We start from the raw sequence: 16810 nt of genomic DNA, 5'->3' as shown, positions 1-16810 counted from the left end.
TCTTAAAATTTAGTATTAATTCCTAGTGAAATTGTTCTAGCTTGTGGGTAAGTATAACTAAACTCCCTAATTCCATTCATCCCTTTTGGGCTTTTATCTTTGTACCAATAAGCCACATTTGAGATATCAAAAAACAGATTCAAATTATCAAGAAAGGTGTTTCTAATTGGAACACTATAACTCAAATTGATATTGCTTAATTTGATAAAAGTAGCATCGTAAACATATTTACTCAAATTAGCTATAGGTGCAACTTTATTAGGAGCAGGCTGTGTGACAATATCACCTGGATTTCTCCAATAATCATATGCATTAACCGACAAGTTTCTATTACTGATGTTACTGTATTTAGAGATTAATTCATTTGAAATTAAATCTTTACCTCCCCATTGAAATGAACCTCTAATTGCTAAACTTAAACTATTATTGATTGAAAATACATTACTAAATCCTCCAAAAGCTTTAGGTTGCGTATCACCAATTGGTTCCCAATCGGCATTAGAAAAGTTTCTTTTGTAAGTGGCATCATCGTATATCGCTCCGCCTTTTTCAACTAACTCTCGTCCAGTTGCAGGATCAATACCTGCCCATTTTACTCCCCAAATTGTAGTAGTACTATAGCCTATTTTTTGCGCTAACGCCAAACTGGCAAGGGAATAATCACTTCCTAAACCAACTAAATCAGTTACTTTATTCTTAACTGTTGAAATGTTTACAGAAGTATTCCACTTGAATTTTTCCTTTTGAAACCAATTAATTTTAGTCGAAAATTCAATTCCTTTATTATACATAGTTGCAGCATTAAGTTGCACTGAACTATATCCTGTTTCGGTAGGAACATCTCTACTGCTTATCAAATCGGTTTTGTAATCATAATAATATTCCAGAGACATTTGTATTCTGTTGAAAATATTAAAATCAACACCCGCATTAAACTTTGTATTTTTCTCCCATCCTAAATTTCCATTAGGCGCATCGCTAGGCGTAGCATCATTATAGCCATTATATCCGTTTTGAGAAACAGTATAAATTCCTTTTGAACGATAGGAACCAATTCTTGAATTTCCTGTAGAACCGTAACTTGCTTTTAATTTTAAAAGGTCTATCCAAGATTTTTGATTTAAAAAATCTTCGTTACTCAAAAGCCATCCCGCACCTACACCACTATTAAAAGCCACATTATTATCACTTCCAAAAACAGAACTTTGATCTCTTCTAAAATTGGCTAATACATAATACTTCTTTTTATAATTGTAATTAATCTGTGAAAAAGCCGAAACTCTTGAACTATTATTAATTTCGTATTTATAATTTTGATTATCTCTTGAATCATCCTCAGGAGTATTTGGATCATCATCCTGAATGGCATCGGCAACAGCATTCAACTGATTTGGATTCACAAAGCCTGAACCTTCAGCATAGTTAAATTTTCCTTTTTCTTCCGAAAGTTCAAAACCAATCACACCATCTAATCCATGATGTTTTGCTAAAGTTTTATTAAACAATAATTGTCCTTGCCAATTCCACTTAGTTGTGTTTCTTTGATTGATAATTCTTCTACCCCATCTGTTATATTTAATTCCATTAAGTTCAAAACTTCTATTATTTTGTCCACTTTCATTTTCTCCCGAATAATAACGATCCTGTTCTTTATCCGAATAATCTATACCAAACAAAGTCGATAATCGAATGGCATTATTTAACTGATAACCTAAATTTAAACTTCCTAAGATTCCATAAGTATCCGTTAGATTTCTGTTCTGCGCAATTCCTGCTAATGGATTTCCCCCAAACGCACCCGTTAAACCAGTAGTTGAATAACTTCCATCTTCATTGTAGGGAGCAATCGTAGGAAGAAAAGCAAAACTATAATAAACATTTGGAGCATCTTTTTGGATGTAACTCGGATTAAGAGATAAACTCACATCCAACTTTTTATGATTAAATCCAAGATTAATTCCGGCGGTTAATTGCTTAGTTGTATTTCCCATTTGAGGTTCATCAATATCTAAATAATTAATACTACTTCGATAGCTAAACTTATCTGTTCCGCCAGAAACATTAAAATTGTATTTATTATAAATACCATCTCTATTTAACAAATCAAACCAATTCGTATTCACTCCATTATAAGGAATCATATTCGACTCCGAATTGTTTTTTGTATAATCATTTCTTAATTCATTAAATTGTTCTCCATTTAAATATTTGATTTGATTTATTGCAGACGAAACCCCTAATTGATTTGAAAAACCAAATTTAGTCTTTCCTTTTTTTCCTTTTTTGGTCGTAATTAAAATGACACCATTCGCACCATCAGCTCCGTATAAACCTACAGCAGCTGCATCCTTAAGAACAGTAAAACTTTCTATAGTTTCAGGTGTAATTTGACTCAAAGGATTCGACAAGGTTTCTGCAAAATCACCGTTTCCATCAAAAAATGCACTATCAATAGGTAATTGTTCCGACATAATTACTCCGTCAATTATAATTAATGGCTGAGTAGAAGTTCCAATCCTAGAATTGGTCAAAGATTGTAAAGTACCTTGTCCACGAATATTAATTTTCACTGGATTTCCTACACCTGAAGTATTTTCAATTAAAACCCCAGCAATTTGTCCTTCGACCATTTTATCAATACTTTCAGAAGCTTGATCTACAGCAATATCTTTAGATCTCAATGTCGAAATACTCCCTACAACTTCCTCTTTCATCTTCTTAGTACCATAAGAAGACGTAATAACAATTTGGTCTAAAGAATCAACCGATTCTTCTAATGCGAATACAAATTCTGATTTGTTACTTACTTTTATAAGCTGTGATTGCATACCAATATAAGTAACCTCAAGCTCGATATCATTTATATTGTTACCATTTAGTTTGTATACAAATTCACCATTAAAATCGGTTATTACACCCATTCCTGTTCCTTTTACCCTAATACTGGCTGCGGGTAAAGGAAATTTTGTTTTAGCATCTATTACCTTTCCACGAATGAATCTTTCGGTTTCATTATGCTTCACAACATTAGTAGTTGGTGTCGTTTTCTCAATTAACAAAACCTGCTTTTTTTGAATGTAAAACGAAATAGCAGTATTCTTGAATATTTCGTTTAACACTGCTTCTAGGGAAGCATTACGAATATTTATTGATTTTTTTTGAGCTACATCAATTTTTCGTGCATTGTAAATAATACGAAAATGACTTTGTTGCTCTATTTCTTTAATAATCAAAGAAATTGGTTTATCATTAAAATTTAAACTAATGGATGAATTTTGCGAATAGCCTGGAACGACTGAAAGAAAAATTACGACTAAAACTATTCGCTTTAAAAAATTGGGGGGATTAAAAAATGCCATCTGCTTTTGAATTTAAGGAATATTGGAAATGGTTATTGTGTTATTATCTTTTGAATATTGGAAAGCGGTATCGCGTTTTAATAATTCTAAAATATTTTCTACACTCGATTCTTTGGTAGAAATTGTTCCAGAAAAACGCTGCTTAGCTAATTCCGTACTTTTATTAATTATTTCAACATTATAGGTGCGTTGAATAATCTTAGCAATAACAGAGAAAGGAGTGTCTTTGAATACTAACTCTCCATTTATCCAAGCGGTATAAAAAGCCGTATCTACAGTTGTTACAGCCATTTTTTTAGAAATCTTATTCCACACTACCATTTGATTAGGAACTATTACAACCGAATTTGATTTATTTGCATCTTCTTCTAACTGGATACTTCCTTCAACAAGAGTACTATTTACAGTTGCCTCCTCTGGATAAGCACTGATATTGAATTTGGTTCCTAGTACTTTAACTGCTACATCGTCTATATTTACAATAAAAGGGTGAGATTTATCTTTTGTTACTTCAAAAAAAGCTTCTCCGCTCAGATAGACTTGTCTGTTACTGTGAATTCCAAATTGTTCCGGATAACGTAAAGTAGTTCCTGAATTTATAGTGACTTTCGTTCCATCTGAAAGGACAACGATAAATGTTTTACCATAAGGAACAGTCAAAGTATTATAATTTACTTTATCATCATTAACTTTTCCATGATAGACAATTTGATCCTCTTTTTTCTCTGCAATCAATTTTCCATTTTCATCCAATAAATTGGTTTGATTTTGCTTGCTAACATATTCAATACGTCCATCTCCTAATTCTAGAATAATTTCGTTTTCTGATTGTGGTTTTTTAGAATAATCAAAAGCGAGTTTACCTAAACCTAAAAGAATTACAAATACTGCTGCGTATTTAAATAAAGTAATCGTTTTGCGCTTCTTTTTATTCAACTGAATAACCTCAGTAGGGTTATTTCCCGGAAGTGTAGCTAATACCCATGTTTTTTTTATGCCAATAAAAAGTTGCTTATTTTCTTCAGAAGCTTCAATCCAATCAAAAAGTTTTTCAACCTCCACCTCAGTGGTTTGATTGTTTAAATATTTATAAATTAAATCAGGTATTTGCATAAGGATTTATTTAGTGCTTTTAGTAAGTACACCTAAGTTTAATAAAACCCTAAGCTTTTTTTAACTTTTTTTTAATTTTGATTTAAAAATAAAAATGGATAAGAATAAAATGATAATCTGACAAACCCTCTTTCAACAACTTTAAAGCTTTAGTCATGTGGGCTTCGACCGTTTTAATTGAAATATTCATTTCCTCAGCTATTTCAGCATTTTTCTTGTTTTCAAAACGTTTTTGAATAAAAACCTTTTGTGTCGTTAATGGTAATTGTTTAATTGAATTTTCAATAACTTTTTCTAATTCTTTAAATTCTAATTCATCTAAGGGCAATGAATTTAAAATTTCCAAGTCTAAGGCTCGTTCTTTTTCATTTAATATCTGACTCTTAAAACGATCTTTAACTTTATTATGTCGGATTGCATTTAAACATTTTGACTTAGCATAGGTAAATAAAAAAGATTGTATTCCATTGACTGATTCAACTTGCCCTCTCTTTTCCCATAGATTTAAAAATGCTTCTTGAACAATATTTTCAGCCTCTTCAACATCGTAGATAAAAGATATACTAAAATTCTTTATGGCATTAAAATACAACTCGTAGAAATACGTAAAAGCTTTTTCGTCTCCTTTTTTAAAGGACTCAAAAAATGATGCTTTTAAATGATTATTAATTCCCATTTACAATAAAAAAAGATTAAAGCTTTAAACTCTATGACTAGAGAGATTACAAAGATATGTAATTAATTTAAAATGATTCTAAATAAGTAATTAAATTTTTTTCAGAAATTAAGACTAAACGATATAAAAAACAAACAAAAATGCTGAAATTGATACAAAAAACCAAATTTCAACAACTAATAAAACCAAAAATCAAACTAAGACGTAAATAAAAATAAAGTAAATTTTGAAAAGAACATAAAAGAAACAATTATTAAAGTATTGATAAAATTGATAGCAAATTTCACCGAAAACTTATAGCTTTTTTATCTTTACACAAAATTATTACACGATGAATATTCAGCATATTAATAAAAGTATTGAGACCCAAAAAAACGTATTACTCCAACATTCACTTTACAGCAAAGTAAAAACGATAGAGGATTTACACACCTTTCTAGAAAGCCATGTGTATGCTGTTTGGGACTTTATGTCTTTATTAAAAGCCTTACAAGAAAGACTAACATGCACTAGCACACCATGGTTTGCAACTAAAAATCCAGAAACAAGATATTTAATTAACGAAATTGTTTTAGCCGAGGAAAGTGATTTGGCGCTGGACGGAAGACATCAAAGTCATTACGAAATGTACATCGAAGCGATGGAGGCTTGTGGAGCAGATACAAGCAAAATCCAACATTTCTTAGAACAAATACAATCTTTACAAAACATTTTTGTAGCAATTAAAAAAAGTGATTTACACCCCAACATTAAAGCATTTATAGACTTTACGTTCCGTGTTATTGAAGAAGGAAAAACGCATGAAATAGCTGCAGCTTTTACCTTTGGCCGTGAAGACTTAATCCCAAGTATGTTCTTTGCCATTTTAAAGAACTTTCAGGCTCAATTCCCAGAAACTGATTTAACTAAATTAATCTACTACTTTGAAAGACACATTGAGCTAGATGCCGACGAACACGGACCTATGGCAATGCAAATGATTAATGAACTTTGCGAAAATGACGAACAAAAGTGGAAAGAAGTTGAAGAAGTTTCTATTCTGGCCTTAGAAAAAAGAATCGAACTTTGGAATGCGATCGAAGAAATAATCTCCATGAAAGTAGAAATGGCTTAAAACACTAATCCATAACATCAAAAAAAACGTAACTACTAGAAATTGATTTTAACATGAAAAGAAAATTAAAAATAGTAGTTACGTTTTTATTTATAGCACTAAGCATAAGTTGCAGTACCGAAAATGCATTGATAATATCCCCTACTACAAGTCCGCCAAAAGTAAATTCATCCTTATCACTTCCTACACTAAACTACACTGTAAACTATCTGGCACTAGGCGATAGCTACACCATAGGTCAAAGTGTATGCGAAACCTGTAAATTTCCTGAGCAACTAAAAGAATCCTTGAGAAATCTTAATCTACAAAACAAGTTTTCGCTAGAAGTTATTGCCCGAACAGGATGGACAACAAGCGAATTGATACAAGCTATAGAAATCAACAAACCAATCCCTAATTTTGATTTGGTTACACTATTAATTGGTGTCAACAACCAATATCGAGGTTTGAATTTTAGTGTTTATGAAAAAGAATTTCCACAACTTGTTTCCAAAGCAATTAATCTGGCCAAAGGTGATAAAAACAAATTAATGGTAATTTCTATTCCAGATTATGCTTATACTCCTTACGGGCAAAGCTTTGGTAATACCGAAAATATATCAAAAGAAATTGATCGTTACAATTCCTTTGCAAAATCATATTGTGAATCAAATGAACTATTATTTATCAATATCACAGATATAACTCGTCAAGGCTTAAATAATACAAATTTAGTAGCCTCTGATGGCTTACATCCTTCTGATTATGCCTACAGATTATTTGTAGAACGAATTCTTCCTCGAGCGGTAACGATACTAAACAAATAAGGCTGCTTTTTCAATTAAAAACAGCCTTATTCATTATACACAAAATAGAATATTAACTCTCAGGAGCTAATTCTAATTCTAATCCTTCTAGATCTACAGTAATAGGAATTTGACAACCCAAACGACTATTCGATTTTACATAGAAAGCCTCAGAAAGCATTGCTTCTTCATCTTCTCCCATTTCTGGCAAAGCCACATCATTTAAAACATAACATTGACAAGAAGCACACATTGCCATTCCTCCACAAGTACCTTCCACAGGCAATTCGTAAGCTTTACAAAGTTCCATGATATTCATGGCCATATCTGTGGGAGCTTGTAACTCATGAACTACTCCTTCTCTATCCTTAATTTTAATTAAAACATCCATTATTTATTATTGGGAATTGATTGATTGAACAAAATAATTTGGGTAAATAATTTTTAGACAACCTATGCCTTACAAAACATTTACAACTGTTTCTATTTGTGGAGCAAACTTTTTAATTGTTGTTTCCACGCCAGCTTTAAGTGTCATTTGATTCACACTACAATTAGTACAAGCTCCTTCAAGACGCACTTTTACATGCTTATCATCTTCTATAGAAATAAGACTAATATTACCTCCATCTGACTCTAAAAAAGGTCTGATTTCAGCCAGTGCTTTTTGAACTTCAATTGTTAATTCTTCTGTTGTCATTTTCTTTACTTAAATTATTTTTTTATCGCTGAACAACCAGCCATAGTAGTAATTTTTATCGCTTCAGTAGCAGGTAAACTCTCATTTCTGCTAACGGTTTCTTCGACCACTTTACGTGTAATATTTTCAAAAACTGTTTCGATAATCGACCCTGTTTGCAAAGCTGCTGGACGACCATAATCTCCTGCTTCACGAATAGATTGAACAATTGGAACTTCTCCTAAAAATGGAACTGCTAAATCTTCTGCTAAATTTTTAGCGCCTTCTTGACCAAAAATATAGTATTTATTGTTAGGTAATTCTTCTGGAGTAAAATAAGCCATGTTTTCAATAATTCCTAACACAGGAACATTGATAGCTTCTGACATAAACATAGAAACTCCTTTTTTGGCATCAGCCAAAGCCACAGCCTGAGGTGTACTTACTACAACGGCACCAGTAACTGGCAAAGATTGCATGATAGAAAGGTGGATATCTCCTGTACCTGGAGGCAAATCGATTAACATAAAATCCAATTCTCCCCAATCGGCATCAAAAATCATTTGATTTAAAGCCTTAGAAGCCATAGGACCTCTCCAAATTACGGCTTGACTTGGCGACGTAAAGAACCCAATGGAAAGCATTTTTACTTCATAACTTTCAATAGGTTTCATTTTTGATTTTCCATCAACCGTAACCGAAATTGGTTTTTCATTTTCAACATCAAACATGATAGGCATTGATGGACCATAAATATCCGCATCCAAAACTCCTACACTGAAGCCCATTTTAGCTAATGAAACCGCTAAATTTGCTGTTACAGTAGATTTACCTACACCTCCTTTACCAGAAGCTACAGCAATAATATTTTTGATTCCTGGAATTGCTTTTCCTTTAATTTCTGGCTTTTCAGGAGCTTCAACTTTTATATTAACTTTAATCTTAGCTTCGGCAGAAACTTTTTCTAAAATTGTCTTTTTGATATCGTCTTCAGCACGTTTTTTTATGTGCATGGCTGGAGTATGTAAAACCAAATCAACCACTACTTCATCGCCAAAAGTAAGAACATTGGTAACTGCTCCACTTTCAACCATGTTTTTTCCTTCTCCTGCAATAGTAATTGTCTCTAAAGCCTTAAGAATTTCTTTTCTATCTAATTTCATTACTATATTTACTATTATTCAATTGCTATTTTCAGTTTAAAGAGCTAACGTTTATTTAAACTGATTTCAGATTGCAAAGATAATAGATTAAGTTCTTAATTTAAAGTATTTGAATTGTAATTATTAATACCGCAATCAGTTCTAACGATAAAGACTTATAATGTGATTTTTAGACTTTTAAAGCTTTAAAGTTCTTGCTGCGGATCCCAAAAGTATTTTTCGAAATCGACTATTTGATTATCGACTACTTGCAAGCCTTCATTCTCTAATAATTGCTGCATCAAATTGGTTCCATCGAAATGAAATTTACCCGTAAGCAAGCCTTTTCGATTGACTACTCTATGAGCAGGAACATCTTCCATTGCATGAGAAGCATTCATTGCCCAACCAACCATTCTTGAAGAACGAGCAGCTCCTAGATATTTAGCAATAGCTCCATAAGAAGTCACTCTTCCATAAGGAATTTGCCTAACTACCGCATAGACTCTTTCAAAAAAATTAGCATTATCGGCATTCGACATAGTACTGTAAAATTAAATATTTCACTAATGCAAAACTATACAACAAAAAAGCTTAGTAGTAATATTGTAAAATATTAACCAAAGCCAAAACGGCGACTAGACCAGTAATACTTCCAATAATAACATTCATATTACGAAGAAGATAATCAGCCTTAGTTTCAATTTTTTGAAAAAAAAGAATGTATAAATAGAAAACAAGAAACGAACCTATAACTGCTCCACTTACAAAAATTAAAATTGAAGTAAGATCAAAAGAAAAAAGAGCATACGATGACAAGGAAACACTGATAAAAACATAGTAGGGTATTGGGAAAAAATTCAATGCCGATAAAAACATCCCTAAAAAGAAACGTTTCTTAGTACTGTGTTTTTTCAACTTGGGTTTCTTTAGTTTAGGCGTTTTGGCTAACCAAAAAAAATAGACTGTTAAAGCCGTAAAAACCACAAAGCCAACTTCACGCAATAGCAAAACAATATCAGGTCTACTATTAATAATTTGAGCAAACAAAACAGCGAGATAAACCTGTAGAAATATAACCACAACTGCACCTAAAACAAACCAAAAAGCATGACGCCTTCCGTCTTTCATACTTACTTTGGCCGCAGTCATATTTAACAAACCCGGAGGAGTAATTCCTATAAAGGCAGAAATAAAACCAGATAACAAGGATACAATTATATTCATAAGCCTTACTTACAGGAATACCCAAAACATCTTATATCAGAAAGGCTTTAGTCTTTAATCTTAAAACGGATATAGGTGATTGCTTTATTAATTTCTAAATATTGTTTTTCGTAAAAAGTTTGAAAAGCAGTAACTTCCTCAGGACTACCTTCGTTCACATACACATTATGATTAGCATACAAAACCTCATGACCTTCTCCGTGCAACAATCCTAAGGTATAACCGTGCATAAATTCGCTATCGGTTTTAAGATTGACTACTCCGTCTTTTTTTAGAATTTTTTTATACAATTGTAAAAACTGTGAATTAGTCATTCTGTGTTTGGTACGCTTGTATTTAATTTGAGGATCTGGAAAAGTAATCCATATTTCATCTACTTCGTTCTCCGCAAAAATATGATTAATCAACTCGATTTGCGTTCGAACAAAAGCTACGTTATATAAACCTGTTTCAACAGCGGTTTTAGCTCCTCTCCAAAAACGGGCTCCTTTAATATCAATACCAATAAAGTTTTTGTTAGGATATCTTTCGGCTAAACCTACAGAATACTCCCCTTTTCCACAACCTAATTCCAATACGATAGGATTGTCATTTTTAAAGAAGTCCGTATTCCATTTCCCTTTTAAAGAAAATAAATCACCTACTACTTCTTCTCTAGTTGGTTGAAAAACATTATTGAATGTCTCGTTCTCTTTGAATCGTTTTAATTTATTTTTACTTCCCACTGTTTTTAAAATATTTGCGCAAAATTAAGCAAATAAATAAGACCTAGGGCAAGCTTTTATAAATAAAAACTTGCCCTAGTATATAATGTGGTTAGTTTAAAAACTTATTCCGCACACTCTATAGGAAATAAAGTTTCGTCGTGTTGTGACAAATCCAATCCCATAATTTCTGCTTCTTCCGAAACACGCATTGGGATAATTTTGTCTGTAATTTTAAATAACAAATAAGCACCAAAGAAAGTATAAATAGAAACCAGCAATAAAGCGGTCATATGGTGACCAAAAACACCCCATCCACCGTGAAGCAAACTTGCATCCTCTCCATGAGCAAAAATAGCGGTTAAAATCATCCCCATGATTCCTCCTACACCATGACAAGCAAATACATCTAAGGTATCATCAATACCTTTTAAATATTTAGAGTACACAATTTTATTAGATACCAAAGCCGCTATAAATCCAAAAAACATACTCTCTGGAACCGATACATAACCTGCTGCAGGAGTAATAGAAACCAATCCTACTACTGCTCCAATACAAGCACCCAGAGCAGAAACTTTTCGACCATTAATTCGATCGAAGAAAATCCAAGTAAGCATAGCTGCCGCAGATGCTGTAGTTGTAGTTCCAAATGCCATTGCAGCAACACCATTAGCCTCCATCGATGAACCCGCATTGAAACCTATCCACCCAAACCAAAGCATACCTGTCCCTAATAAAACAAAAGGAATATTTGTAGGCACATGATTGCTGTTTTTTCTTTTACCTAAAACTAAAACCCCTGCCAGAGCTGCAAATCCCGCACTCATATGTACTACAGTTCCTCCTGCAAAATCTTTTACACCAAAGAAAGACCCTAATATCCCTGTTGGGTACCAAACAGCATGACACAAAGGAGAATAGATAAAAATACTAAACAAACAAATGAATAATAAGTAGGAAATAAAGCGAACACGTTCAGCAAAAGAACCTGTAATAATAGCTGGTGCTATGATAGCAAATTTCATTTGGAATAAAGAAAAAAGCATGAAAGGCACCGTACTAGCAATCAACTTATGAGGTAACACACCTACGTAATCTAAAAACACAAAAGTTGTTGGATCACCTACAAAACTATAGAATCCATCTCCTATATGAATCCCTAACGGCTCTCCAAAGGCCAAACTAAAGCCCACAACAACCCAAATTAGAGTAACTACACCCATGCAAATAAAACTTTGCAGCATCGTAGAAATTACATTTTTCTTCCCTACCATACCGCCGTAAAAAAAGGCCAAACCAGGCGTCATAATAAGTACCAAACAACAAGAAGTAAGCATCCAAGCAACATCGGCAGGAACGATTTGTTCGATTGTCCCAAATTGGGAATGTACAGCCTCAGGTTCTAAGGGTACTTGCCAAAAAAGTCCCGAAATACAAACAATACTAATTACAACAAAAGAAATGATCCAACGCTTCTCAATTTTCATATTTTCTTAGTTTAACCCATTAATTTATGGGGGCAAATTTAAAAATAATTTACATTTCAAACTCTTGACCATATAAAATAAGGAACTCTACAACAAAAACCCCATTTTGAACTTTTTAAAAATAATTTCGTTAAAAAAAATTAGCTCTTTCAAAGAATATAACATTTTTATAAGCCAAATTCTAGCGTACCCACATTTGAATTCGTAATAAAAAAACAGCTATTATGTAAAACAATCCTAAAAAATTGTAATTTACTATTCCATAAATTCATCTTACTTTGTTTAAAACATTTGGATTAAACTTAAAACCGTTCGTATGAAAAAAATAATCCTTTCCTCCAGCCTTATTATAATTGCAATCTTATCATTATTTTTTTCGTGCAAAAACAAAAATGATGAAAATCCAATTGCACAAAAAGAACCTTTTGCCGAAGAAACCCAAAAAACCTTCGACAGTACAGCAATCAATACTTTTTTCAAAAATTATCCGCTACTAAAAAAATACGAGAAGGACGTTAAGAAATTATACCAAAAACATCAATACCACTATGTTTGGTATGACGATAACAACATTAATGAATTTGCCTATCTTTTGTATGACAAAATAAACAACATAGACGAGGAAGGCCTAAAAATTAGTATCCCCTATAAAGAAAAGCTAAATGAAATTAAAGACAACTTAGAAAAAGACACAAATCCAAATACCGAAATAGAGCTTTTCCATTCGGCCATGTATTTTTTTTATGCACAAAATGTTTATCACGGATTAGATTCTGAAAAATCGACAGAAACAGGTTGGCATATACCAAGAAAAAAACTTTCTTACGTTAGCTATTTGGATTCCCTTTTGACCAATCCTACACTCATTAACAAAGAAGAAAAAAAACTTATTGGACAATATTTTCTACTTAAAAAAGCATTACAAAAATACCGTCAAATTGAAAAAAAAGGAGGCTGGAAAAGCATTACAATTGATACGGCTGTTAGCACTTACAAAATTGGAGATAGCGCCCAAACCATTGCCGAAATAAGAAGCCGTTTATACCTATCTGAAGATCTTAAATCAAATTCTAAAAGTGTAATTTACGACGAAGAATTAGCCCAAGGCGTTTTGCATTACAAACAAAGACATGGCATGCTTTCAGGAAGCACCATCACAAAGGCATTTATTCAAGATTTAAATATACCTATTAGCGAACGAATTAAAACCATAATTGTTAACATGGAACGCTGTCGATGGGTTTCTAGTGACATTCCAAAATCTAAAGAATTAATCGCTATCAATATTCCATCATTTCAACTTTCGTATTTCAAAAACCAAGAAGTGGTTCTACGTTCAAAAGTAGTGGTGGGTAAAACCATGAATAAAACGGTCATCTTTAGTGCTCCGATGAAATACATTGTTTTTAGCCCTTACTGGAATGTTCCAAATAGCATTTTAAAAAATGAAATCCTGCCAGGAATAGCCAAAAATCCAAATTACTTAGCCGAACACGACATGGAATGGAAAGGTAATAGTGTTAGACAAAAACCAGGCCCTAAGAACTCATTAGGTCTAATTAAATTCTTATTCCCCAATTCTAATGATATCTACCTTCATGACACTCCCTCGAAAAGTTTATTTGAAAAAGAGAGCCGAGCTTTTAGTCATGGTTGTATTCGAGTAGCAAAACCAAAGGAATTAGCAATGGAAATTCTTAAAGACGACCCAAAATGGACTGCTGAAAAAATTGAAACAGCCATGCATAGCGGTAAAGAAACTTGGCACACGCTTACCAACAAAATCCCAGTGTACATTGGTTATTTTACTGCATGGGCAGATAACGACGGAACCATTCACTTTTATAATGACATCTACAAAAGAGATGATTTATTAGCGCATTTATTATTTAATCAATAAAGCAACAATTTGCAATAAAAAAAGGCAGTTACGAATTTGTGTAACTGCCTTTTTTGTATGCTTTACTTATGGTACATTAATGTTCTTTTTGTTTTTCAAAAGTAGTTGTCAATGCTTTTTTTACTTTTTCTAGTGCTCCTCTAAAAGCTTTTTCATTTGTATCATCATGTTCCGTTACAGCTAAAGGAGCTAATTTAGCCGGACGTACCTCAATCAAGCAACGCTTATCTTTGATGCCCATTTTTGCACTATTTTCTTGTCCAAAATGTACTTCAACGCGAGTTATTTTTTCTTCAAAACGAGCTAATGCCGTTTCTATTTCAGTAGCAAAATAAGCTTCTGCTCTTTGGTGTCCCTCAATATGTTTGTCGGTATTAAATTGAATTTTCATGGTTTGATCGATTAAATATTATTCCTCTAATTTAATAAACCACACTATAAAAAACGAATGTATTAGTAAAAATTTGTGACAAACATTGAAAAAAACTAGGGCTAGTTTGCATTCAACAATGGAGTAACGCCCATATTAAACAAAGTAAAAGCCTGAATATCTACGTTTTCCTGAATCGTTGCCGCCAATGATTTTCCAGCACCATGACCCGCTTTTACATCAATACGGATTAAAGCTGGATTATCCCCTATTTGTTTCGCTTGCAATTCGGCTGCAAATTTAAAACTATGCGCTGGAACTACTCTATCGTCATGATCACCTGTTGTAATCATTGTGGCTGGATATTGCACTCCTTTCTTGATATTATGCAAAGGCGAGTAAGCTTTAAGATACTCAAACATTGCTTTGTTATCCTGCGCTGTTCCGTAATCGTAAGCCCAACCAGCACCAGCGGTAAAAGTATGGTAACGCAACATATCCAAAACCCCAACTGCGGGCAAAGCTACCTTAGCCAAATCAGGGCGTTGTGTCATCACTGCACCTACCAATAAACCACCATTAGAACCGCCACGAATGGCTAAGAAGTTAGAAGAAGTATATTTTTTAGCAATCAAATATTCCCCGGCAGCAATGAAATCATCAAAAACATTTTGCTTTTGCATTTTTGTACCCGCATCATGCCATTCTTTACCATACTCGCCACCTCCACGCAAATTAGCAACAGCATACACACCTCCATTTTCCATCCATACCGCATTAGAAATACTAAAATTAGGTGTCAAACTAATATTGAATCCACCGTAACCGTATAAAATAGTTGGATTTTTACCGTTTAATTCCAATCCTTTTTTGTGGGTTATAATCATAGGAACTTTGGTTCCATCTTTAGAGGTATAAAAAACCTGCTTCGACTCATAGTCTTCAGAATTAAATTGACATTTGGATTTTTCATATACATTTGACAATCCTGAATTGGGATCAAAAGCATAAATGGTCGCAGGGGTAACATAATTTGTAAAGGTAAAATAGACGATTTTATCTTTTTGTTTTCCGCTAAAACCATCTGCAGTACCTACGCCTGGAAGCTGCACTTCACGAATCAATTTTCCAGAATAATCATACTGTTTTACTAATGAAACCGCATCTTTCATATAATGAGCAAAAATAAATCCGCTACAAGTACTTGGTTCTAAAACATTCGTACTTTCTGGAATTAAATTTTGCCAATTGGCAACCGATGGTTTGCTTACATCGATAACAATAATTCTTTTATTTGGCGCCTGATAATCGGTTACCACAAACAATTTAGAACCTTCATTCACCAGAATATTGTAATCATTTTTAAAATCGCTTACAATTGAAATGATAGGATTGTTAGGTTGCGACAAATCTTTCACATACAGCTCATTTCCATAAGTAGAATTGGCCGCCGAAATAATCAAATAACGATCGTCTTGTGTAACCGTTCCTCCTACATATCTTCTTTTTTGGCTTTCGCCAAAGATTACCTTATCTTCTTTTTGAGATGTCCCCAGTTTATGAAAATACAATTTATGTTGGTCCGTCTTAGCCGACAATTCACTCCCTTTTGGCTTATCATAACTCGAATAATAAAAACCTTCATTGCCTTGCCAAGACAAACTAGTAAATTTAACATCCACTAATGTATCCTCAATTACCTTCCCACTTAAAGCATCCATAATGATTACTTTTCGCCAATCACTTCCCCCTTCGGAAATGGAATAAGCCAACTTTGAACCATCTTTAGAAAAGGAAATTTCTCCCAAAGAAGTTGTTCCATCTTTTGAAAAAGTATTAGGATCTAGAAAGAGCGATTCATTTCCATTCGCATCTTTACGATACAAAACCGATTGATTTTGCAAACCGTTATTTTTAAAGTAATAGGTAAAATTACCTTCGGTAAATGGAGCGCCTGTTTTTTCATAATTCCATAACTGCTCCATTCGCGCTTTTAGCTGGTTACGAAATGGAATTTGCTCTAAAAACGCATTGGTTACTTTATTTTGCGCTACCACCCAAGCAGCCGTTTCTTCTGAACGGTCATCTTCTAGCCAACGATAAGGATCGTTTACTTGAGTACCAAAATAGGTATCAATCGTTTTATCGCTTCGGGTTTCAGGATACACAATTGATTTCTGTCCGAAGGAAAAGGCTCCTTTTGTTATCATCATTATAAAAACAAGCTTAAGTTTCATATTGTATTTTTTCA

15 protein-coding genes are annotated in these 16810 nt (G+C 33.1%); 3 read left to right on the top strand and 12 right to left on the bottom strand.

Annotated features, from left to right (window positions below; all coding sequences use genetic code 11):
• Positions 1–2: 2 nt before the first annotated feature.
• From ACFPTQ_RS04545 to ACFPTQ_RS04535, 3 genes are all read right to left on the bottom strand, one after another.
• Entirely contained in the window at positions 3–3359 is a 3357-nt protein-coding gene (locus ACFPTQ_RS04545) for a SusC/RagA family TonB-linked outer membrane protein (protein WP_379774411.1), read from the bottom strand.
• Between the two features lie 12 nt (positions 3360–3371).
• Entirely contained in the window at positions 3372–4472 is a 1101-nt protein-coding gene (locus ACFPTQ_RS04540; protein WP_379774408.1) for a FecR family protein, read from the bottom strand.
• A gap of 82 nt (positions 4473–4554) precedes the next feature.
• Positions 4555–5148 (bottom strand): RNA polymerase sigma-70 factor, encoded by a 594-nt coding sequence (locus ACFPTQ_RS04535; RefSeq protein ID WP_379774406.1) that lies wholly within the window; start codon positions 5146–5148, stop codon positions 4555–4557.
• 331 nt (positions 5149–5479) lie between these two features.
• Here ACFPTQ_RS04535 and ACFPTQ_RS04530 point away from each other — a divergent pair, with 331 nt between their 5' ends.
• Complete coding sequence (locus tag ACFPTQ_RS04530; protein WP_379774403.1) at positions 5480–6262, top strand: DUF3050 domain-containing protein; 783 nt, start codon at positions 5480–5482, stop codon at positions 6260–6262.
• Positions 6263–6315: 53 nt separating this feature from the next.
• Positions 6316–7068, top strand: a complete 753-nt coding sequence (locus ACFPTQ_RS04525; RefSeq protein ID WP_379774401.1) for an SGNH/GDSL hydrolase family protein — start codon at positions 6316–6318, stop codon at positions 7066–7068.
• A 52-nt stretch (positions 7069–7120) separates the two neighbouring features.
• Here ACFPTQ_RS04525 and ACFPTQ_RS04520 read toward each other — a convergent pair whose 3' ends face one another.
• From ACFPTQ_RS04520 to ACFPTQ_RS04490, 7 genes are all read right to left on the bottom strand, one after another.
• On the bottom strand, positions 7121–7438 hold the full coding sequence (locus ACFPTQ_RS04520; RefSeq protein WP_026712464.1) for a 2Fe-2S iron-sulfur cluster-binding protein: 318 nt from the start codon (positions 7436–7438) through the stop codon (positions 7121–7123).
• Between the two features lie 69 nt (positions 7439–7507).
• Entirely contained in the window at positions 7508–7747 is a 240-nt protein-coding gene (locus tag ACFPTQ_RS04515; protein WP_278034245.1) for a NifU family protein, read from the bottom strand.
• Between the two features lie 14 nt (positions 7748–7761).
• Positions 7762–8889 (bottom strand): P-loop NTPase, encoded by a 1128-nt coding sequence (locus tag ACFPTQ_RS04510; protein ID WP_379774397.1) that lies wholly within the window; start codon positions 8887–8889, stop codon positions 7762–7764.
• Between the two features lie 185 nt (positions 8890–9074).
• Entirely contained in the window at positions 9075–9410 is a 336-nt protein-coding gene (locus ACFPTQ_RS04505) for an MGMT family protein (protein ID WP_379774395.1), read from the bottom strand.
• A 52-nt stretch (positions 9411–9462) separates the two neighbouring features.
• A complete protein-coding gene (locus tag ACFPTQ_RS04500; RefSeq protein WP_379774392.1) occupies positions 9463–10095 on the bottom strand; it encodes a LysE family transporter in 633 nt (210 codons plus the stop codon).
• Between the two features lie 47 nt (positions 10096–10142).
• Positions 10143–10820 carry a tRNA (guanosine(46)-N7)-methyltransferase TrmB gene (gene trmB / locus ACFPTQ_RS04495; protein WP_379774390.1) on the bottom strand — a complete coding sequence of 226 codons (678 nt, stop codon included), beginning with the start codon at positions 10818–10820 and terminating at the stop codon, positions 10143–10145.
• Positions 10821–10924: 104 nt separating this feature from the next.
• A complete protein-coding gene (locus ACFPTQ_RS04490; RefSeq protein ID WP_379774387.1) occupies positions 10925–12289 on the bottom strand; it encodes an ammonium transporter in 1365 nt (454 codons plus the stop codon).
• Between the two features lie 316 nt (positions 12290–12605).
• Here ACFPTQ_RS04490 and ACFPTQ_RS04485 point away from each other — a divergent pair, with 316 nt between their 5' ends.
• Positions 12606–14189: a L,D-transpeptidase family protein gene (locus tag ACFPTQ_RS04485; protein ID WP_379774385.1), complete on the top strand. Its 1584-nt coding sequence runs from the start codon at positions 12606–12608 to the stop codon at positions 14187–14189.
• Between the two features lie 76 nt (positions 14190–14265).
• Here ACFPTQ_RS04485 and ACFPTQ_RS04480 read toward each other — a convergent pair whose 3' ends face one another.
• Positions 14266–14580 carry an HPF/RaiA family ribosome-associated protein gene (locus ACFPTQ_RS04480; protein ID WP_379774383.1) on the bottom strand — a complete coding sequence of 105 codons (315 nt, stop codon included), beginning with the start codon at positions 14578–14580 and terminating at the stop codon, positions 14266–14268.
• 101 nt (positions 14581–14681) lie between these two features.
• On the bottom strand, positions 14682–16796 hold the full coding sequence (locus tag ACFPTQ_RS04475; RefSeq protein WP_379774381.1) for a prolyl oligopeptidase family serine peptidase: 2115 nt from the start codon (positions 16794–16796) through the stop codon (positions 14682–14684).
• Between the last annotated feature and the right edge of the window lie 14 nt (positions 16797–16810).

It is taken from the genome of Flavobacterium sp. GCM10022190 (genome assembly GCF_042656445.1).
Taxonomy (GTDB): domain Bacteria; phylum Bacteroidota; class Bacteroidia; order Flavobacteriales; family Flavobacteriaceae; genus Flavobacterium; species Flavobacterium nitratireducens.
This window is presented reverse-complemented; position numbering and strand designations above follow the sequence as displayed.